Below are 20,211 nucleotides of genomic sequence, written 5' to 3' on the forward strand. Positions count from 1 at the left end.
ACATTTCCACCGGCAACTTCCCCACGAGAAATCGAATTACCGTATTGCGCCATTAGACGGCTAAAGCCAGTCCGTCGCTGCGCGGATCGTGCGCGCCGCATGCCACGGATGCCAGGCCGTCGGCATCGAGGCGGATGACGCCCGCCTGTCCGGCGAGCGGACTCAGCGGTGGCAATTCGGCGATTTCGTGACCGCGCGCGGCCAGTATGTCGAACGCCGCGCGTCCCGCGTGCGATTCCAGCTTGAGGTTGTCGCGGCTGTCCGAGAACGTGCGCCCGAGCAGGAAGCGCGGCTGCGTCAGCGCCGTAAGCGGATCCATCCCATAGTCGATCAGCCGCGTGAGCAGCGCGGCGAGCGTCTGCGGCTGGCCGTCCGCGCCCTGCGTGCCGTAGAGCAGGCGCGCGCGGCCATCGACGAGATACATGCCGGGATTGAGCGTATGGAACGGCCGCTTGCCCGGCGCAATCACATTCGGATGCGCGTCCTGCTGCGCTTCGCCGCCGGGCGCGCGAAACGCCGCGCCACGGTTGTGCCAGAGGATGCCGGTGTCGCCCGCCATCACGCCGCTGCCCCAGTCGTGGAAGATCGTCTGCAAGACGCTCACGGCGCGGCCCTGGGGGTCGGTGGCGGCGAGATAGACGGTGTCGCCTTCGCGGAATCGATGCGGCCAGGCCAACGCGCGCTCGGGTGCGATGCGCGCCGCGCAGGCGGCGAGATGGGCGTCGCCGAGCAGCGTGTCGACGGGCACGGCGTGCGTATCGGGATCGGCGAGATGGCGGTCGCGGTCGATGAAAGCCTGCTTCACCGCTTCGACGAGCCGATGATAATAATCGGCGCTGCCGTGCGCGCAATCGCGCAGGCCCAGCTTCGCGAGGATGCCCATGATCTGCAGCGTCGTCACGCCCTGGGTGGGCGGCGGCAGGGTCGCGAGCACGCCTTCGCCATAGCGCAGCGTGAGCGGCGGCGCGCTGCGCACGCGCGTGGCCGCGAGGTCGTCGGCGCTGAGCGGCGAGCCCGCTTCGCGCAGGCCGCGCGCAATGCGCTGAGCCAGTGCGCCTTCGTAGAAGTCGCGCGGGCCGTTCGCCGCGAGCGTGCGCAAAGTGGCCGCGAGTGCGGGCTGGCGGAACGTCGCGCCGATGGCGGGAAGGGCGCCGCCCGGCAGGAAGGTTTGCGCGAAGCCGCGCCAGACCTGGGCGTTGCCGTATTCATCGGCGCGATACGCGGACCAGAAGTGCTGCGAGCGCGTCAGCGCGAAGCCGTCTTCCGCGAGCGCGATGGCGGGCGCGAGCAGCGCATCCCACGCGAGCGTGCCGCCCCAGCGTTCGCGGCTCGTGCGATACGCGGCCTCCCACGCGGCGACGGTGGCGGCGCTCGTGAGCGCGGACGCGGGGCCGCGCACGGGAATCGCGCCGTCGAAGGCGGGCAATTCGCGCGCTGCCTGGCCGATGCCCGAAATCGTTTCGACGGGCTCGCCGGGCGCGGCGATCAGCCAGAAGCCGTCGCCGCCCAGACCGGTGAAATGCGGCATGGTCACGCACAGCGCCGCCGCCATCGCGATAGCGGCTTCGATCGCGTTGCCGCCGCGCGCGAGCACATCGCGGCCCGCTTCGCTGGCGAGCGTGTGCGGGCTCGTGACGAGGCCGGCGCGGCCACGCGCGTTGGCGGTCGAGCTTTGCTGCCTGGTGTTCGTCGTCATCGTCATGCGGTGACTTCGGCGTCGGCGTGGCCGCCCAGGTAGGCGGCGGACAGTTTCGGATCGGCGGCCAGTTCGGCAGCCGTGCCGCTCGCGCTCACGCGGCCTTCTTCGAGCACATAGCCGCGGTCGGCGATCGCCAGCGCCATCGCCGCCATCTGGTCGACGAGCAGCATCGACAGCGACTCGCCGCGCAGATCGTCGAGCGAGGCGAACAGTTCGGCGATCACCTTGGGCGCGAGGCCGAGCGACGGTTCGTCGAGCAGCAGCACGCGCGGCTTCGACATCAACGCGCGCGCGATCGCCAGCATCTGCTGTTCGCCGCCGGAGAGCAGTCCGGCGCGGCGATGCTGGCGCTCGCGCAGACGCGGATAGCGCGCGAACATCGACTCGATGCGCGCCTCCAGTTCGCCGCGCGGCAGACGGCCCGAGGGAAACGCGCCGAGCTTGAGGTTGTCGAGCACCGAGAGTTCGGGGAAGACCTGGCGGCCTTCGGGCACGAGCACGACGCCGAGCGCGGCAATCTGCGCCGCGTCGAGGCGCGCGAGATCGCGGCCTTCGAAAGTCACGCCGCCGGCCACGGGGCGATGCAGGCCGGCGAGGGCGCGCATGAGCGTCGATTTGCCCGCGCCGTTCGCGCCGAGCAGCGCAACCAGTTCGCCTTCGCGCACCTGCACGCTCACGTCGTGCAGAACGGGCGCGGCGCCATAGCCCGCCGTCACGTTGCCCACGCCGAGCACTTCGCGCGCCGTGGCGTCGTCTTGCTCCGCGCCGCGCGCGGGGCGCAGCGCATGCAGCGCGGCGTCGTTCGATGCGCCCAGATAGGCTTCGCGCACGGCGGCGTCGGCGCGAATCGCGGCCGGTTCGCCTTGCGCGAGAAAGCGTCCTGCGTCGATCACGACAATGCGATCCGAGACGCCCATCACGAGTGACATGTCGTGCTCGACGAGGCCGACGGTCACACCCGAATCGGCGATGCGTCGCAGCAGTGCGCCGAGGCGCGCCTTGTCCTCGCTGGATAGTCCCGCTGCGGGTTCGTCGAGCAGCAGCACGGCGGGGCGCGTGGCGAGCGCGCGCGCGATTTCGACGAGGCGGCGGTCGACGTGCGCGAGGTTGGCCGCGTCGATGTTCGCGTCGCCGTGATAGCCGCAGGCGCGCAGCAGCGCGAGCGCCTGGGCGCGCGGCGCATCGCCCTGCATGCGTGCGGTGCCAAAGAGCGCGCCGAGACGGCCGCGTGTGAGCGCGAGCGTGACGTTGTCGAGCACCGACAGGCTGCCGAACAGCTGCGAAGTCTGATACGTGCGCGCGACACCGGCGCGCGCGCTTTCGAACGCGCTGCCTGCTGCCAGTTGCACCGCGCCCAGCTTGCGCGTGCCGGTTTGCGGGCGATAGAAGCCCGAGAGCATGTTGAGGACCGTCGATTTACCCGCGCCGTTCGGACCGATCAGACTGGTCACGCGCGCGGCGGGCAGGTCGAACGAAAGATCGCTGACGGCCTTCACGCCGTCGAACGTCATCGACAGTCCTTGCGCGGCGAGCGAGCGGCGCGCATCGGCGCCGAGCGGCTCAAGCGCGGCCTGAGCGGAAGCGTCCTGATCGTGCGCCGACTCGCCAGCCTGCGCACGCGGCTGCGAAACCAGCCGACGCATCAGCGCAGCCGCCACCCCGGCGACGCCATTGGGCGCGCTCCACAGCACCACGAGCAGCAGCACGCCAAAGCACAACAGACGCAGGTTTTCGAGCCCGGCCAGCAATTCGGGCAGCAGACCGACCACGGCCGCGCCCACGAGCGGCCCGGCCAGCGACCCCGCGCCGCCGATCATGACGACGAGCACGAAGAGAATCGATTGCGAAAACGAAAACATGCCGGGCGTCACCATGCCTTGCAGCGGCGCGAACAGCCCGCCCGCGAAACCGGCCAGCGCCGCCGAGAACGCGAACGCCACGGCTTTCACCACGAGCGCGTTCACGCCGATCGAGGCCGACGCCGTTTCGCTGTCGCGCACCGCGCGCATGGCCGCGCCCCACGCGCCGCGCGCGACGAGCGCATACAGCGCGAGCACGACGGCGAGCAGCGCGAGCGCGATGAGGGCGACGGCGCGCTCGCCATCGGCGAAACCGCCGAGCGCCGGGCCGAACACGTTCATGATGCCGTTCTGCCCGCCGGTGAGATCGCCGCCTTCCACGGCGCTTTGCTCGATCACGAAGGCGAACGCGATCGTCACCATCGCGAGGCCCGGGCCGCGCACGCGCAGCGCGGTGAGCGCGAGCAGCGCACCGGCGATGGCGGCGACGCCCGCGCCGAGCGCCCACGCGCTCCAGAAGCTCCAGCCGAACTGCGTGGTGAGGATGGCGACGGCGTACGCGCCGATCGCGAAGAACGCCGCGTGGCCGAACGACACCTGGCCGGTGAGCCCGAGCAGCAGATTGAGGCCGACGCCGCAAATGGCGAGCAGCACCACGCCTGCCAGCACGACGACGAAATAGCCGTTGACGTTGCAAGCGGCAAACGCGGCGGCGAGCAGCACGGCGGCGAGCGCCGCGCCTTGCCAGAGTCCGCGTGAGCGCGCCTCGCCCGCACGCGGCGCAGTCACTGCGAGGCGTGCGGCGAGAGAAAGTCGGGAATCGGTCATACCTTGCGCACCTCCGCGCGCCCGAAGAGGCCGTTGGGCCGGATCGCCAGCACGATAATCAGGAGCCCGAATGTGATGATCTGCGTGTAGCTGGAGCCGAGCGTGGCCGTGATCATCGCTTCGGCGGCGCCGAACAGCAGACCCGCGATCATCACGCCCCACGCGCTCGACAGCCCGCCCAGGATCGCCACCGCGAAGGCCTTGAGCCCGAACACGGTGCCCATGTCCGACTGCACGTTGAAAAGCGGCGCGATCAGCACGCCGGCAATGCCCGCGAGCAGCGCGGAAACCGCGAACGCAGCCGCGATGGTGCGCTGGATCGGAATGCCCATCAGGCGCGCGGCGTCGCGGTTCTGCACCACGGCGAGCATCGCCACGCCCCAGCGCGAGCGGCGCAGCACGTAGTGCAGCACGGCGGCCAGCAGCAGGCCGACCGCGGGAATCACGAGCTGCAACGGATACACGCCGAGCCCCGCGCCGCCGATATGCAGCGACGACTGCGCGAGCGGTGAGGGCAGGCTGCGCGGCTCGGTGCCGAAGGTCAGCATGACGACGTTGTCGAGCACGATGCCGAGCGCCACGGTCGCCATGAGCCAGGCGTTCGAGCCGCGCCGCGCGAAAGGCCGCACCGCGAGGCGCTCGACGACGAGCCCGTAGAGCGCGCACGCGGCCAGCGCCAGCGCGATGGCGATCGGCATGGGCCAGCCGAGCGTCTGCGCGAAGGTGTAGGCGAGCACCGCGCCGAGCATCATCGAGCTGCCCTGCGCGAAGTTGACCGTCGCGCTGACCGCGAACGTCAGATGAAAGCCGAGCGCCATGAGCCCGTACATGCTGCCGAGGCCAAGGCCCGCGACCAGCGCCGATATCCATTGCATGAGCGAATCTCCGGGGACCTGTGCCTTACTTCGACGCCATCTGGCCGCCCGCCGCGCTCACCGGCACGATGCGGTTGTCGATGAACTGCGCCCACACGTAGTCGCTGGCATTGAGCGCGTCGGGCTGCTGCGCGCTGAACGGATGCACGTAGGTCTTGATCAGCCCGTCGTAATGGTCGATTGCATAGTATCCCTTACGAATTGCATCGCCGTCGGTGGACCCGGCCTTGTCGATGGCGAGCGCGCTCAGATGCATCGCGTCGTACGCATTGGCGACGCCCACGGCGGGCGTGATGTCGTCGGCGCTCTTGATGTCGGGGTACTTCGCCTTCAGTTCGGCCACCACGCGGGCGCTGACGGGTGAGGTGGCGCCGAAGAAGCTATACGTCTGCACGAAATGCACGTTCTTCGCGTTCGGTCCCGCGAGTTCCGTGAAGCGGCCGCCCGCCGGGCCCCAGTGCGAGACGATCGGCACCTTCCAGCCCATGCGGTCGAGCGATTTCACGACCTGCGCCGACGGTCCGACGTTGCCGACCATCAGCAAGGTATCGGCGCCCGCGGCCTTCAGGCGGCCGAGTTGCGGCGTGACGTCCACGTCGGTGGCCTCGATTTTTTCGATGCCGGCCGGCTTCATGCCCTTGGCGGCGAGCGCCGCGACGATGCCTTTCTCGTTCGATTGGCCCCACGGATTGTTGACGAGCACGAGGCCCAGCTTCTTCGCGCCGAACGCCTGCTGCGCGTGCGCGACCATCGCCACGTCCACCAGTTCGTCGACGGCGGACACGCGGAACGCGAAGTTCGGATTCGCGCCGTTGTGCGTGATCTGCGTGCCCGCGGCCCACGGGTCCATGAACGGCACTTTCTCGTGATTGGCGAGCGGCACGATCGCCATGGAAACCGGCGTATCGAGGCCGCCGAACAGCACCGCCACCTTGTCCTTGTAGATCAGCTCGCGCGCGGCCAGCACGCCCTTGGCGGGATTGCCTTCGTCGTCGCGGCGCACGAGTTCGAGCTTGCGCCCGCCGAGCACGCCGCCGCTTGCATTGATCTCGTCGATGGCGATGGTCATGCCGCGCGTGAGCGCTTCGCCCGCGCGCGCCGACTGGCCCGAGAGCGCGGTGACGAGGCCGATCTTGATGGTGTCGGCGGCGTAAGCGACGCCGCACGACAGCGCCGCCGCCGTGAGCGCGAGGGCGACCGCACTGGTCTTGAACCACTGGCGGCGCGGCGAGGAAGCAGGGCGGACGGCCTTGAGGGCGGCGTGGCGTAGCGGCATGAGACGGTTCTCCAGTGAGTTTGACGGACGCGGGCGAGACCGCGGACGCGTCGCTTCACGCAAGAGCCATGCCATTTCGTTCGCGATTCGTGGAGATTGCTCGCGACATCAATAAGCACAATGTGCGAACGATATGGAACGCCAATTGCATACGATTTGAGTGGCGGATGGTTAACCATTTGCGGTGCGCCAAATCGGTTCGCGTTCGCACAACCGCGGTGCGGAATGCGCAACGACAGGCACCCCGTGATGGCCACAAAGCGGTGCACGCCGCCGCCGACTGCAATCGCACACTACGCAAGGACACAATGAGCACTACCTTTATGGACGCTGCGCCGATCGATGCGAGCACCACCCAGCGCGACGACCCGCGCTTCGGTGCGCTGCGCACGCATGGACGCTTCGACTATCAGCCGATCGTCGCGCGCGATACGTATTGCTGGCCCAATGGCGCGCGCCTCGCTGTCTATCTCGGCTTCAATCTGGAGCACTTCGCGTTCGGCGAAGGGCTGGGCGCGAATCTCGGTCCGCTTTCGCCGCAGCCGGACGTGCTCAACTACAGCTGGCGCGAATACGGCAATCGCGTGGGCGCGTGGCGCTGCCTCGATCTGTTCGACGATCTCGCGTTGCCGGCGGGCATCGTCATGAATACGGCGCTGCTCGATCATTGCCCGGAGTTGATCGAAGCCTGCGTGAAGCGCGGCGACGAACTGATCGCGCACGGGCACACCAATGCGCATCGGCAAAGCGACTTCGAGCGCGCACACGAACGCGATCTGATCGTGCATTGCCGTGAGCGGCTCGCGGCGCTCACGGGTGAAGCGCCCACGGGCTGGCTGTCGCCGTGGATCTCGGAGACGCTCGACACGCCCGATCTGCTCGCGCAGGCGGGCTATCGCTATACGCTCAACTGGTGTCACGACGACCGTCCCGTGCGCATGCGCACCGAACATGGGCCGCTGTGGTCGATTCCGTATCCGCAGGAAGTGAACGACATTCCGATGATCGTCGGGCGGCATCTCGACGGCGCCGCGTTCGCCGACATGATCGTCGATCAGTTCGACGAGATGCTCGCGCAGGCCACGCACCCGACGCGCGGGCAGCCGCTGGTGATGGGGATCGCGCTGCATCCGTATCTGGTGGGGCAGCCGTATCGCCTGCGCCATCTCCGACGCGCGCTCGCCCACATCGCACAGGCGGCGCGCGCGGGCACGATCTGGATGACGACGCCAGGCGCGCTCGGCGCGCACATGGACGCGCTGGAGGCCGGGGGCGAAGCCGCAGTCGGCAGCCAATCCGGTAACGATAGAGCGGCGACGATCCGCTAAACTGGCTCACGATTCCCGTTACCCACGCCTGCGCCGCACGCCTTGCACATCATGTCCACTAGCCGACCGACCCGACCTGACCGATCGATTGCCGCGAAAAAAGCCGCCGTCAAGAAACCTGCCGCGAAGCAAGCCGCCGCGAAGCAGTCCAGCGTGCGCGAAACGAGCCACGAAGCGAGCGCGAGCGAGCCTGACGCGATGCAGACCGAAACGGGCATCGAAATGCAGATGTACCGTTCCATTGTCGATGGCGTGCTCGCGCACCGGCTCACGCCCGGCACGAAACTGCCGGAGCCGGAGTTGTGCCAGCTGTTCGACGTGGGCCGTGCGAGCGTGCGGCGCGTGCTCGAAAAGCTCGCGCACGACGGCATCGTCACGCTGCGGCCCAACAAGGGCGCGGTGATCGCGGAGCCCACGCCCGAAGAAACGCGCACGATTTTCGAGGCGCGCCGCGCGCTCGAACGCGCGCTGGTCGAACTGGCCGTTGCGCGCGTGACCGATGCCGACCTCGCGCAATTGCGCAAGCAACTCGACGACGAACACGCGGCCATGCACCGTTTCGATCAGCCTTCATGGGCGCGTCTGGCGAGCGATTTTCATCTGCGCGTGGCGGCGCTGGCGGGCAATGCGGTGCTGCAACGTTATCTGGTCGAACTGGTGTCGCGCTGCTCGCTGATCGTCGGGCTGTATGAGCCGCCGGGCTATGCGCCCTGCGAGCACGACGAACACGCGGCCATCGTCGAGTGCATTGCACGGCGTGATGCTGAAGGCGCGATTGCGCGCATGCAGGCACACCTCGTCGATCTCGAACAGCGCATCGAAACCACTCGCATGCGCGGCGAAAAGAGCCTTGCCTCGCTGCTCGGGCTGGCTGAACCGAAAGAACCGAAGGCGGCCAGCGTGCGCGGCTGATGCGCGCGGCGCGGCGCCGCGAACCGAACGAACGCCAACGAACGCACATGAAGGTGCGGGAACGCTATGGAAATCGACTTCAACGAACTCACGGCCTACGAGCGCTACAAGCTGATGGCGGGCCTCATCGTGCCGCGTCCGATCGCACTCGTGACGACGCTGAGCCCCGGCGGCGTGATCAACGCTGCGCCGTTCTCGATGTTCAACATGCTCGGCGAGGAGCCGCCGATCGTGATGCTGTCCGTGAATCGCCACGACGACGATTCGCTCAAGGACACCGCCGCCAATATCCTGCGCGAGCGCGAGTTCGTCGTGCATCTGACCGACGAAGCGATCGCCGCAAAAATGCATGCCTGCGGGGAGCGTCTGCCTGCTTCGGAGAGCGAGCTTGCGCATGCGGGATTCACGTCGGTGCCATCGACGCGCGGCGGTCCGCCGCGTATCGCCGAAGCGCCGGTGGCGTTTGAATGCACGCTATGGGAGACGCTCGAAACACCGAGCCGCCATATCTTCATCGGACGCGTGGAACGACTGCATGCGCGCGACGATCTGATCGACCGCGAGCGCTGTCGCGTGCGTTTGCAGCATTACTTTCCGGTCGGGCGTTTTGGCGCGAGTTTTTATGTCGATACGCGCAATCGATTTTCTATGGAAGGGCAGGGTGGTGCGGGGGCTGCGAGTACGGCGGTGGATGAGATGTGAGGCGGTGCGGGAGGGGGTATTTTGGCACGTTTATAACGTGGCATTGCTAATCGAATGCTGTCGATTATTCGCCTCAGATAGCGAAGGTGTCAGCATCGGAGCAGTGCTGCGGCGCCGTCGCCCTCTGCCATCCACGCGAACGTCTGCTGCCAGCGCTGAAGCCGTCGTCGCGCTGGGCAACGACGGCTCAATTTCCGCGCAAAGCGGCAATGACAGGTCGAATTACCAGCTAAACCGGTAGCCAGCCTGACCGAACACATTGCGGCGGTATTCGCCACCCAGACTGTGTTCGTATTTCACGCTCGCATAGACTTCGGAATGCTTGCCGAAGCTGCCCGTGATCCCAAAGCCCACGTCATACCAGGTCTTCTGCATCGCGTTGTCGAACGGCGTATCGCCGACCGTCGTTTGCCCCGGCGAGAAGAAGTCGTGCAGCACGTCGGCCGTGAAATACGGCGTGACGCTCGACGTCTTCGAATCGTTGCTCAGGTTCGCGCTGAACACACGGAAGCCGATCCGGCCGCGCAATCCATTCGTCGTGTTCGAGCTTACCTGTGCGATGCCGTCATCAAAACCATTCAGATGCAGGTATTGATAAAGCAGTTGCGCTTGCGGTTCGATCGCCACGCCGGTCGCGCCGATCGCGAACGGCTTGCCCACCTCGCCCGAGACACCCGCGCCCACGCCATTCTGGCTCGCGCTGCCGCCGTAGATATCGCCGTAACGGTTGTGGTAGTGCGTCAGCTGGCCCACGCCGTCGAAATAGGTGCCGTCGGGCAGATATTTCGTCCAGTAGCCGCCGATCGATTGCGCTTGCGTCTCGACACTGCCGGTTGCATCGGACAGGCCCGCGATGCTGCGCGCGCTATCGGCGAAGTTCGCCGATGTCGAGCCGATCGTGATCGTCGCGCCGGTGTGCGTGCTGCCGCCGTTGGTGTCGCGCGAGAGCGTCCAGTCCTTGCCGAACTGCGCGAAGAACGTGTGTTCGTCGGTGGAGAAGCGGTCGCCTGCGTCGGCTTCGAGATTCTGCCCGCCAATGCGGCCCCACACGCCATTCACACTATTCCCGTGCGCCGGTTGCGCGGCATCGAGATTCGCCACATCGCCGACGCGTTCGTGCAGGCGTCCGAGAATATCGAAGCCGTAGTCCGCATCGAGCAGCGGCGTGACGGAATAGCCAACGGTTGCGGGACGATAGGCCACCACGCCGCCGCTGCCGACAGCGGACGAGTCCGAGGGCGACGTCGTTTGCGCGGCTTCGAGTTCCGAGCGCAGATACCAGCTGTTCGCATCGGCCGCACCGCCGCGATACAGCAGGTACTCATAGGCGCCCGCCTGAACCGGCGTCGCGAGATGGAAGCTGTTTGCGCTCGACGTGCCGTTGACCTGAACCAGCTCGATGCCATCGCCAACGGTCAGCGCGCCCGTGCCGGACGCGTTCAGCTTGATCGCAGTGGTGCCGCTCGCATTGCCGCCGACCACGAGCCGGTCGCTCTGCGAATCCGCGCCGCCCGCGTTGAGCACCGTGTTGAGCACGAGCAGGCCGTTCGTGGCCGAGTAGTTACCCGCGACATCGAGCACGTTGCCGATGCTGCCCGACGCGGCCGCCAGATTGATGACGCCCGCGTTGTTCAGATCGCCGCCGATGGCGAGCGTGCCGTTGGTCGACGACGCAAATGCGGCCAGCGCGTTGGCAGCTGCGATCGTGCCGTTGTTGTCCACCGAACCGGACACGGTGCCGTAGCCGCCGAGCATCGCGCCCGCCGCGACCGTGGTGAGACCCGAGGCGATGGAGGCGTTGGTGTGCGCCGCGTCGCCGATCGCGAGCGCGCCGGAGAGCACGTTCGTGTCGCCCGTGTAGGTGTTCGCTGCGGTGAGAATCGTGGTGCCCGTGCCGACCTGATTCACGACGCCGGTGCCACTCACCAGATTGTCGAAGGTGAACACGTCACTGCGGTCGAAGGCGAGCGTGGCGTTATCGGTGATGTCGCCGATGACGCTGCCGCTCGTGCCGCCATTGCCGATCTGCAACGTGCCTTGCTGGATCGACCAGGGCGTGGAGGTGGTGCCCGTGCCGATCAACGCCCACGTGCTCGTGCCGGTTTTCTGGAAGGCGGTGAAGTTCTGGTATTGCGCCGTTGAACCGATCGACGAAACGTCGAACACGTCGTTCGCCGCGCCGCCAAGTTTCAGCGTGTTCGTCGCCAGAGCACTGGCGACGACTTCGCCAACAATGTTCGATCCCGCCTGGAGTTCGAGCGTTAATGGCGAAGCTGCGCCGCCCGTCATTCGGATCGCGATGTCCTGACCGGCCCCTGCCTCGATTGTGCCGCTGTTGACCAGGCTCAGCCCAGTCGAGGCTGCAATGGCGATTGCGCTGTTGCCTCCGACGATCGTCCCCGTGTTCGTGATGGACGAGGTCTTCCCTGCAACCCGAACGCTGATAGCAACAGCACCGACCGCGGTCCCCGACAGGTCATTCCCGCCCTTGATCGTGCCGTTATTGATGATCGTTCCGCCGTTGACGCCATAGGTGATGCCTGTTCCGGCCGATCCTGTTCCATCGACGTCATCGCCCCCGGCGATCGTTCCATTGTTGGTCAGTATCGTGCCACGGCCAATGGTGACGCCCACCCCAGACGTACCTGTTGCAGAGGCACTTCCGCCTTTGAGCGTGCCGTTGTTGACGAAGGTGACGGCAGTCAGCAATGCGCCCGCGCCGCCGACTTGACCCGCTCCAGCCGCGCCGCCCGTCATCGTCCCGTTGTTCACAGCGGTCGTGGTTGTGGCCACTCCTGTCAGCTGTATCGGTGTCGCCGATGTGGTCGTGGTTGCCGGCGTGCCGACGAATGTGCCGTCAAATGTCAGCGGTGTCCCCGACCAGACGACGTTGCTGCTGCTTGTCAACGTGTAACCGTTCGTATCGAGCGTGATCGCCTTCGTTGCCTGCGGCAGAGTGCCACCGGCCACTGAAAAACTGCTGGTCAGCAGGATCGTCGAGCTGGCGTCGCTCGACGCATTGGCATCGCTGATGGCCTGAGACAATTCGGTCGAGTTGGATACCAGGTAGGTTGCGGCGTGACCCGATTCGGGCAGTGTTCCCGCAACGGCGAGCGTGAGGCACGAAAGAGAAAAAAGGTCACGTCGCTTGCTGCGCGTTGATTCCTTCTTCGAAAAGCCGCTTTTACTGCGTCTCCCTGCTGAAGCGCTGAAACCACCACCCATGCCTTGCACTTTCAATTCCGACCTCCGTTCTGATTATTTAATCAACCGCCGCAATTCTTATCGGCGCGAAAGATATCAGAACGATTGGTAAGAATTTGGTGGTGAAAATGGCCATGCAGCGGCAGAGCAACAGTCGATGCGCAATGAATCCCAAAGGAAAAGGAGTGACGGATTTCCTTCGAAATCCTTTAACTACAAGGAGATAGGGGGTGTTTTGGCTTGGCTTGTGGTTCGCCTATGGAACAAAATGTGGCGCGCCCGATTCAACGCAGGCGACGCAGCCAAAGTGGGTTCAGTTGAAAATAAATAGCTTTTAACGTCTTTTGGAACTTCGATAACAATTTATATGCGAAGTATTTATTTCGTATGAGTAATGCTGTGTGGTCTTTCCCGATTCCGTTGTGGGCGCATCGAAATAATGTGAACGATTGTCAAGTTGATGCATGTGTAGACAAGCATCACCGTTTATGCGCAGGCATTTCAATATCGCGAAAGCTGCCGCCCGGCGAAATGATTTCGGGGAGCCTGAAATTCTTTCCGGTAGGCGAATAAGCCAGGCAATCCGCCGGTCATGACAAAGAGAATGTTTTTATCCGATGCATAACGACCTGACGTGACACCTTCAATCAGCCCCGCGAACGCTTTACCGCTATAGACGGGATCGAGCAGCAGTCCTTCTTGCGAGGCCAGCAACCGGACGGCGCTGCGCATGGAGTCCGTGGGTAATCCGTAGCCTTGCCCGAGTTGCGAGGCGTCGACGCGAACGGCATCGGGCGCAATCTCCCCCTGGAAATTGAGGATGCGGGTCGTCTGTCTTGCTTTGTCGAGCGTGATGCGATGAGCGTCTGCGGCAGGGGCATAGACGGTGTAGGCGTCGATTTCGATTGCGCCGTAACCGAGCGCCGCAAACCCGGCGACGAGCCCGGCATGCGTGCCTCCACTTCCATTCGGCACAACGACACGATCGAAGTGCAGGCCGGCAACCTTCGACTGTTGCACGATTTCGGCTGCGCAAGCCGCATAGGCGACGCAGCCAATCGGACTCGATCCACCGAACGGGCAGACATAGACCCGGCGGCCAGCGGCGCGCAATTCATCCGCGCGGGCGTTTGCGTAGGCCATCGCATCGGCGCAAGCCGGCAAGTCGTGCACGCGCGCGCCGAACAGGCTATCGAGCAAGACGTTGCCGCTTTCGACGTAGTCGGCGTCCTCGCGCGGCACCGATCGTACGAGAACGACCTCGCATTGCAGGCCCGCGCGGGATGCCGCAGCCGCAGTCAGCCGCGCGTGATTCGACTGCCGCGCGCCCACCGTGATGACCGTGTCGGCGCCGCCTTGCAATGCTTCGCCGATCAGGAGTTCCAGCTTCCGCAACTTGTTGCCGCCACCTCCCACGCTACCCAGGTCGTCCCGCTTGACATAGATGTTCGCACCTCCGAGATGCGCGCTGAGGCGAGGCAACGCGTGGATTGGCGTTGCGCCGTCAAGAAGACGATATTGCGGTAACCGGATCGAAGAATCGAAGCCGAACAAACCCTCGGAGCGCACTCGTGCATTGCGCGCGAAAGCGGCTGACATGTCGATACTCATGCAAGCACCTTGTGGCGATGAATGGCTGCAAGACAGATCTGCTCGCACAGATGCGAGAACTCAATGCCGGATGCCGCTGCGGACTGCGGGAGCAGGCTCGTAGCGGTCATGCCGGGCAGCGTGTTGACTTCGAGACACCACAGATTTCCCTGAGCATCGAGTCTGAAGTCAGTGCGGCTGTAGCCGTCGAGTTCCAGCAGTGCATGAGCACGCAAGGCGATGCGTTGCGCCGCTTCCAGCGTGTCCGCGGGCAAGTCGGCCGGAAACTGTTCGACCACATGGCCTGCCTGATATTTCGACCGGTAGTCGAAAACCTCACCAGCCTTCACGAAGATTTCACCGACACTCAACGCGCGCGCGCCCAGCACGCCGACCGTAAGCTCCCGGCCCTCGATGTATTGCTCCACCATCACCTGGGTATCGAACCGGCGAGCGAGCTTCACCGCGTCGTCCAGTGCATCGGGAGCGCGCACCAGCGACAGTCCAACGGTCGAGCCTTGCCGATTCGGTTTGACGATGAGCGGATAGCCGACGCGCCTGACTATGTCATCGGCGTCGCCCGGCAGCATCGACCAGCGGGGCGTACGGATGCCGCCCGCGGAGAACAGGCGCTTCGCAACGTTCTTGTTCATGGCAATCGCGCTGCCCACGTGCCCGCTGCCTGTGTAGGGCACGCCCGCCATGTCGAGCATCGCCTGAATGGTGCCGTCCTCGCCTGTGCCACCGTGCAGTGCGAGAAACACGACATCGGCATCGGTCAGTTCGCGAAAACGGAGCAGGTCGAAAGCCGCCGACGGCAATTGGGCCAAGACATTGGGCGGCGGCGGTGTGTCGTTCACGCTCGACGTCAGGATGCGCGCGTCCTCTTCTGGCGAGAGTGGGCCGAGTGCCGTGTCGATGGCCGCCACGCTGTGACCGATGCTGCGCAGTGCCTCGATCACTTGAGCCGCGCTGGAAATCGAGACCTCTCTCTCTTCGCTGGTGCCGCCGAAAAGTACCGCGATCTTCAGTTTGGGGTCGTGCATTGTTCTCTTCACGCGATGAAAAATAGTGGGGGACAGCGCAACGTTCCCTCGCGCGAAATGTAGCGGGGGAAAAATCCGTCCGTTCTGTTGCTACTGGCTGGCCACTGTAAGTTGCCATTTCATCCATGTATGTTTATTGTTTTTGGCGTAATGCATTAGCCAATCTTAATGATTTGTCGGGTGGAGGTGAGTGTTGGAGTTCGGTCGACTGAAGGCGCTTCTGGAACTCGCGAGGCATGGGACGATGGCGGCCGCTGCGGAGGCTTTGCACCTGACGCCATCAGCCGTATCACAGCAGATTGCTCAACTGGAAGAGGAGGCGGGCGTTCAACTGACGGAACGAATCGGCCGCGGCGTCAGGTTGACGCCGGCCGGTCACGCATTGGTCACGCATGCCGAACGGGTGATGGTTGTGCTGGACGAGGCGCGTTCGGAGCTGGCGGAGTTGCGGCGCGAGATCGTCGGAGAACTTCGTATTGCTGCGTTTCCTTCGATTGCTTCGCTCATCCTGCCTGATGCGGTCAAGCGGTTGCGGCTCGCCTGGCCGCGGCTGGAAATCGGACTGGAGGAACTGGAGCCTATTGATGCGGTTGCGGCGCTGCGGGCGTGGCGAACCGACATCGCGCTGATCGACGATCTATCGATCGAAGCCGGTAAAGACAGAGAGAACATCGAGCTGGTCCCGCTCGCAGAAGATGTCCTTTACGTGGCGGTCGCGACGGATCATCCGTTGAGCAAAAGGCGATCGCTGGGTGTTGCCGATCTCCGTGACGAAACCTGGGCGATGGAATCGACGTGGAGCACCTTCGGCCGTTTCGTCATTGAGTTATGCCGCCGCGCCGGCTTCGAGCCTCGTATCAACGCGAAATGCCGCGGCTCCGAAATGGTCGAAGCGATGGTGGCCTCCGGCTGCTCGGTATCGGTTGCTCCTGGCCTGCGCGTGCTGCGGGCGCCTGCCGGTGTGGCGTGGATCAAGTTGAAGCCGGAGGTGCGTCGCAAGATTTATGTCGCTTATCGTCGCGGAGAACGTAATCATCCAACGATCAAGGTGTTCGTCGAGGAAATCGTTCGGGCGGTATCGAGCATTCCGGGCTAGTTGAGTCGAGTCCTTCGCTTCCCGAGCCCGGACCGGGGCGTCTTTCGCTCAGACTGATAAGTAATGCTGACAAAATTAGCGCGATGGAAATCCAGCTTGCGGTATTCGGAACCTGATGAACGATGAAAATCGAACTGAGGGTACCGAACACCGGTATCAGCAGTGAAAGCGGCGCAACGGTCGAGGCTGGATATTCGCGCAATAGCAGGTTCCAGCCCCAGTAGCAGAAGTGCGTCGCGGCATACACCTGGAAGGCCAATGAGAACAGCGCGACGGCGCTCACGTGCGATGCGAGCGCGACGAAGGGCTGTGATCCGTACAAGCACCAGGTGAGCAGGAACAGCGGGATCGGCGGAATCAGGCTGGCCCACACCACGAATGCCAATATTTCCCGCACCTTCGAAATCTTGATCACGACGTTGCCGATGCTCCACGCCAGCGCGCTGACCATGACCAGCGCGAAGCCGATGGTGGTTGCCTTGCCGGGGCTGCCGTGAAGGATGCCGATCAGTCCGGCCGCTGCCATGACGATACCGGTCATCTGAGACGCCATCAGCTTTTCCCGAAAGAGCACGACGCCCCAGCCGAGCGTGAAAAAGGCGCTGAACTGAATCAATAGCGACGCGTCTCCAGGCGGTACGCCCATCGAGATGCCCAGATTGATCAACGCCCACATCGCGACACCAAAGATCAGTCCGTATGCGGCCAGCCATCGGTTGGCCACGTTCGGTTTTCTCACCACGAACACCCACGGAAACGCGGCGAACGTGAACCGTATCGCGGTCAGGAGTAGTGGATTGATCTGGGCTAGGCCCAGTTTGGTGATGGGGAAATTGAGTCCCCAGATTGCCGTGACGAAGACGGCGAGGATCAGGTGCTTTCTTTGCATGGTCGGCGGGCGCGTTGGAGAAAGTCAGGGCAGGGAGCGTTGGCACAGAGGAGAATGTGCCTCGCCGACGGCTGGCCCGCCTTCGATTCAAGGTCATTTATGTTTAAAATTGGGCCATGCCTGAAATTGCCCTTGATCCGCACGAAAACATACCGCGCGATGTGGTCGTGACCGCGCAGACCTATGTCGATGGCGAGCGGTTTCCATCCCATAGTCATCGCCGTGGTCAGTTCGCCTATGCGGCAAGCGGCGTCATTACGGTAGAAACCAACGAGGGCAATTGGGCCGTTCCGCCGCTGAGGGCGATCTGGGTGCCCGCGGGCCTCGCGCATGCCATGCAGATGCGCGGCCCCGTCACGATGCTCAATACCTACATCCGCCCGCAGGCAGCGCGGCGCGTGGGCTTGCCTGAACATTGCGAGGTGTTTGGCGTTTCTCTGCTGCTGAGGCAACTGCTGGAGCAAGCCGTCGATCTTCCTGCCCGATATCGCACGGAAGGGCGCGAGGGGCACCTGATGGGGCTCTTGCTGCATGAGATCGCCGACATGCCCGCGCTGTCACTCAATGCGCCGTTGCCTGGCGAGCCGCGTCTTGCGCGAGCGTGCGGCGATTTCCTGGCCAAGCCCTCGCTTGAGATCGGCATCGATGAGATGGCCGCGAGCGCCGGCATGAGCCGCCGCACGTTCACCCGCCAGTTCCGCCTGCACACGGGCATCAGTTATCTCGAATGGCGGCAGCAGGCTTGCCTGTTAGCCGCCGTGGTGCGGCTAGGTCGCGGCGAACCCGTCACGCGGGTGGCCATGGAGCTTGGCTACAGTAGTCCGAGCGCGTTCTCGACGGCGTTCAAGGCGGCACTGGGTGAAGCGCCTAGTCGGTACTTTGCGCAATGAGCCGCGGCGTGCCGCCCTGGTTGGCCGGGAGCGGGCGCCGACTCCGCCTGGATGATTCCGTCTGTGTGCGGCTGCTATCTTTGAGTCGCGTGCATCCGAATGTCGGCGTCCGGCGCACGACGAACGGCTGTACATAGTCGGTGGAGGATCGCGCTCCGCTATGCAGTTGAACGACTGGTGGAATGCGACCCCGTTGCGGACCTTCAGTGAGTCGAAAGAAAATGTCCGCCAACTCTTGCGTGTCGTTCAGATGATGCGTCGACGATGATCGACCCGTTTGCAATTGGACATGTCCTTGCAATGTTGGAGGCGCCGCTTTAAGGTACTGCGGACTCCGATCTCCCACCATCAGCAGCACTGGTATGTCGACCGCACGGAGATCGTTCAGGTGGTCGTTCATGTAGGCGACGACTTTGAAGTCGTAGTGCATGGCGCGCATTAACTCCCTGAGTGGTGCATACGAGGCGGACTAACGTTCCATCTCAATCGTCATCGTCGCTTTTGCCAACTGCTGGTAATGCGCAACGAATCCGACGACCGCCGGTGTCGCGGTTGCCTCGACCGGGAGCTTCGGGACTTTCAGCGCGGTCACGGTGATCAGATAGCGATGCTTTTCGCCCTGCGGCGGGCAGGGGCCGAGATATGCCGTGCTTCCCGTGTCGTTGCGGATGGGCAGCGCGCCGGCCGGCAACTTCGCGACGTCGGTGCCCGCACCCGCCGCGAGCGAGTGAACGGATGCGGGAATGTCCGCCACGACCCAGTGCCAGAAACCCGATCCCGTCGGGGCGTCGAGGTCGTACATCGAGATCATCAAGCTCCGCGTTTCGCCTGGTTCGCCCGACCACTTGATCGCGGGCGACACGTTGCCGCCATGACAGCCGAAGCCGTTTGAAATCTGCGCATCGCGAAACCGACCGTGTCCGATATCGATGCTCTCAATAGCAAGGTCACCGGCGCGTGCATGACTCGCACACATGGCCGCGGCACTCAAAACGGCTGTCCACATTGTCTTTTTCATCGGATAGCTCCTTGGGCTGATCACGCGATGACTCGTCGAACGCCGAGCCTGAGCACGATTGTTGCGATCTCCATCGATGTGAACAAGACAAGCAGCGATACCGGTATTCGCGCTACTCGGCACACGTTGACCCTCGATATCGCCGTCGGCGAAGGCCGGTCGCCTTTGGTCAATCATGTGGGAGTCAAACTTGAGTAATGCCAATGCCGAGTTGAAGGTCGGCGACCTCGATCTCACACTGGCCGATCTGTGCGTCGATGGCGCGCTCGCATTAGGCGCGGAAATCGAGGGGCGGGTGAAACAGCGAACGCTTATCGAATGAACAATGTCGTCTCGACCATGCCATCCCAGATTGCGAACGAACTGCCTGTCTCTGGCGAACGGCTGAATGTGGCCACCCACCGCGCTGATGATGATTCACGCAGTTTGATCCGCTGGAATCAGCATCATCGCCTTTCCTCCGAGTTTCGGCGCAAGCTTCTGCTGGACCGCGACCACCGACGGAAGCGGACGCCATGCCACGGTCATGCTATCGACAAGGCCCGCTTCGTTTAGATGCATGTGATCCATGCCGTCAATCACGTGCTCACCGAATCTGATCGTGAACACAGCGACAAAGTCCGCACCGTCGCGCAAGAGAAGCTTCGGCTCGAAGGCGTCCACTGTCGCGAGAAGCTGCGTCAGCACAGCTGCGACGCGCTCCTTCCCCACGAACGGGGCAGGCACGATTGGACTTCTAAGGACGACATTATCTGCCATGTGGACCTTGGTCCCTTCGACGTCGCGATTGCCCATGGCCTGGAGGTAAGCGTCGAGATGTTCAGTGGTGACCATAACAATATTCTCCTGGAAGAACCGATGCGCCGGCACGGCGCGTTGAGTTGCCAAAACACTGGCGCTCCCATTGTTCGATCACTGCACACAGGTGCGCCAAGGACTGGATGAAGCGCGGCCGGCATGGTGCTCGTGCGGGCCGCCTCTCAAATCCATCGTAAAGCCGTTGACCCCTCATCAGTAATCGGGGTAGCGTTCATATATGTCATGACAAAAATGTCACGA

The 20,211-nt window shown here is 64.1% G+C and carries 16 protein-coding genes; 6 read left to right on the forward strand and 10 right to left on the reverse strand.

All coding sequences use genetic code 11. The features are described from left to right. Positions 1–52: 52 nt before the first annotated feature. The 4 genes from U4Y88_RS23985 to U4Y88_RS24000 are packed head-to-tail and all read right to left on the reverse strand — an operon-like array spanning position 53 to position 6,477. Positions 53–1,702: a gamma-glutamyltransferase family protein gene (locus U4Y88_RS23985; protein WP_321786896.1), complete on the reverse strand. Its 1,650-nt coding sequence runs from the start codon at positions 1,700–1,702 to the stop codon at positions 53–55. After that, positions 1,699–4,326: a branched-chain amino acid ABC transporter ATP-binding protein/permease gene (locus tag U4Y88_RS23990; RefSeq protein WP_321786898.1), complete on the reverse strand. Its 2,628-nt coding sequence runs from the start codon at positions 4,324–4,326 to the stop codon at positions 1,699–1,701. The genes U4Y88_RS23985 and U4Y88_RS23990 overlap by 4 nt, the downstream gene beginning before the upstream one ends. Further along, on the reverse strand, positions 4,323–5,201 hold the full coding sequence (locus tag U4Y88_RS23995; RefSeq protein ID WP_224011231.1) for a branched-chain amino acid ABC transporter permease: 879 nt from the start codon (positions 5,199–5,201) through the stop codon (positions 4,323–4,325). Before U4Y88_RS23995 ends, U4Y88_RS23990 begins: the two co-directional genes overlap by 4 nt. Before the next feature lie 25 nt (positions 5,202–5,226). Beyond that, positions 5,227–6,477 (reverse strand): ABC transporter substrate-binding protein, encoded by a 1,251-nt coding sequence (locus U4Y88_RS24000; RefSeq protein ID WP_224011230.1) that lies wholly within the window; start codon positions 6,475–6,477, stop codon positions 5,227–5,229. 323 nt (positions 6,478–6,800) lie between these two features. Between U4Y88_RS24000 and U4Y88_RS24005 the strand changes: the two genes are divergently transcribed. The 3 genes from U4Y88_RS24005 to U4Y88_RS24015 all read left to right on the forward strand — a co-directional run bounded on the left by U4Y88_RS24005 (position 6,801) and on the right by U4Y88_RS24015 (position 9,419). Further along, positions 6,801–7,805, forward strand: a complete 1,005-nt coding sequence (locus tag U4Y88_RS24005) for a polysaccharide deacetylase family protein (RefSeq protein ID WP_321787080.1) — start codon at positions 6,801–6,803, stop codon at positions 7,803–7,805. A gap of 198 nt (positions 7,806–8,003) precedes the next feature. Continuing rightward, positions 8,004–8,717 carry a GntR family transcriptional regulator gene (locus U4Y88_RS24010; protein ID WP_310633462.1) on the forward strand — a complete coding sequence of 238 codons (714 nt, stop codon included), beginning with the start codon at positions 8,004–8,006 and terminating at the stop codon, positions 8,715–8,717. A 66-nt stretch (positions 8,718–8,783) separates the two neighbouring features. Further along, complete coding sequence (locus U4Y88_RS24015; protein ID WP_310633458.1) at positions 8,784–9,419, forward strand: flavin reductase family protein; 636 nt, start codon at positions 8,784–8,786, stop codon at positions 9,417–9,419. Positions 9,420–9,641: 222 nt separating this feature from the next. Here U4Y88_RS24015 and U4Y88_RS24020 read toward each other — a convergent pair whose 3' ends face one another. From U4Y88_RS24020 to U4Y88_RS24030, 3 genes are all read right to left on the reverse strand, one after another. Then, positions 9,642–12,212: an autotransporter outer membrane beta-barrel domain-containing protein gene (locus tag U4Y88_RS24020; protein ID WP_321786900.1), complete on the reverse strand. Its 2,571-nt coding sequence runs from the start codon at positions 12,210–12,212 to the stop codon at positions 9,642–9,644. A 912-nt stretch (positions 12,213–13,124) separates the two neighbouring features. Beyond that, positions 13,125–14,234 carry a D-cysteine desulfhydrase family protein gene (locus U4Y88_RS24025; RefSeq protein ID WP_321786902.1) on the reverse strand — a complete coding sequence of 370 codons (1,110 nt, stop codon included), beginning with the start codon at positions 14,232–14,234 and terminating at the stop codon, positions 13,125–13,127. Further along, the gene (locus U4Y88_RS24030; RefSeq protein ID WP_321786904.1) at positions 14,231–15,259 is read right to left on the reverse strand and encodes a D-alanine--D-alanine ligase; all 1,029 of its coding nucleotides are present in this window, start codon (positions 15,257–15,259) and stop codon (positions 14,231–14,233) included. The genes U4Y88_RS24025 and U4Y88_RS24030 overlap by 4 nt, the downstream gene beginning before the upstream one ends. 193 nt (positions 15,260–15,452) lie before the next feature. Here U4Y88_RS24030 and U4Y88_RS24035 point away from each other — a divergent pair, with 193 nt between their 5' ends. After that, entirely contained in the window at positions 15,453–16,355 is a 903-nt protein-coding gene (locus U4Y88_RS24035) for a LysR family transcriptional regulator (protein ID WP_321786906.1), read from the forward strand. Here the strand turns inward: U4Y88_RS24035 and U4Y88_RS24040 are convergent. Continuing rightward, on the reverse strand, positions 16,303–17,244 hold the full coding sequence (locus tag U4Y88_RS24040; protein ID WP_321786907.1) for an EamA family transporter: 942 nt from the start codon (positions 17,242–17,244) through the stop codon (positions 16,303–16,305). The two genes, U4Y88_RS24035 and U4Y88_RS24040, sit on opposite strands and share 53 nt — an antisense overlap. A gap of 116 nt (positions 17,245–17,360) precedes the next feature. Here U4Y88_RS24040 and U4Y88_RS24045 point away from each other — a divergent pair, with 116 nt between their 5' ends. Then, positions 17,361–18,134, forward strand: coding sequence for a helix-turn-helix transcriptional regulator (locus U4Y88_RS24045; RefSeq protein WP_321786909.1), 774 nt, complete (start codon positions 17,361–17,363; stop codon positions 18,132–18,134). 469 nt (positions 18,135–18,603) lie between these two features. Here U4Y88_RS24045 and U4Y88_RS24050 read toward each other — a convergent pair whose 3' ends face one another. Continuing rightward, positions 18,604–19,152, reverse strand: a complete 549-nt coding sequence (locus U4Y88_RS24050) for a YbhB/YbcL family Raf kinase inhibitor-like protein (RefSeq protein WP_321786912.1) — start codon at positions 19,150–19,152, stop codon at positions 18,604–18,606. Between the two features lie 190 nt (positions 19,153–19,342). On the opposite strand from U4Y88_RS24050, the gene U4Y88_RS24055 reads away from it, so the two are divergent. Next, complete coding sequence (locus U4Y88_RS24055; RefSeq protein WP_321786914.1) at positions 19,343–19,474, forward strand: hypothetical protein; 132 nt, start codon at positions 19,343–19,345, stop codon at positions 19,472–19,474. A 95-nt stretch (positions 19,475–19,569) separates the two neighbouring features. Here U4Y88_RS24055 and U4Y88_RS24060 read toward each other — a convergent pair whose 3' ends face one another. Next, positions 19,570–19,986 carry a nuclear transport factor 2 family protein gene (locus tag U4Y88_RS24060; protein ID WP_310633449.1) on the reverse strand — a complete coding sequence of 139 codons (417 nt, stop codon included), beginning with the start codon at positions 19,984–19,986 and terminating at the stop codon, positions 19,570–19,572. Positions 19,987–20,211 lie beyond the last annotated feature (225 nt).

It is taken from the genome of Paraburkholderia sp. J94 (assembly GCF_905220285.1).
Taxonomy (GTDB): domain Bacteria; phylum Pseudomonadota; class Gammaproteobacteria; order Burkholderiales; family Burkholderiaceae; genus Paraburkholderia; species Paraburkholderia tropica_A.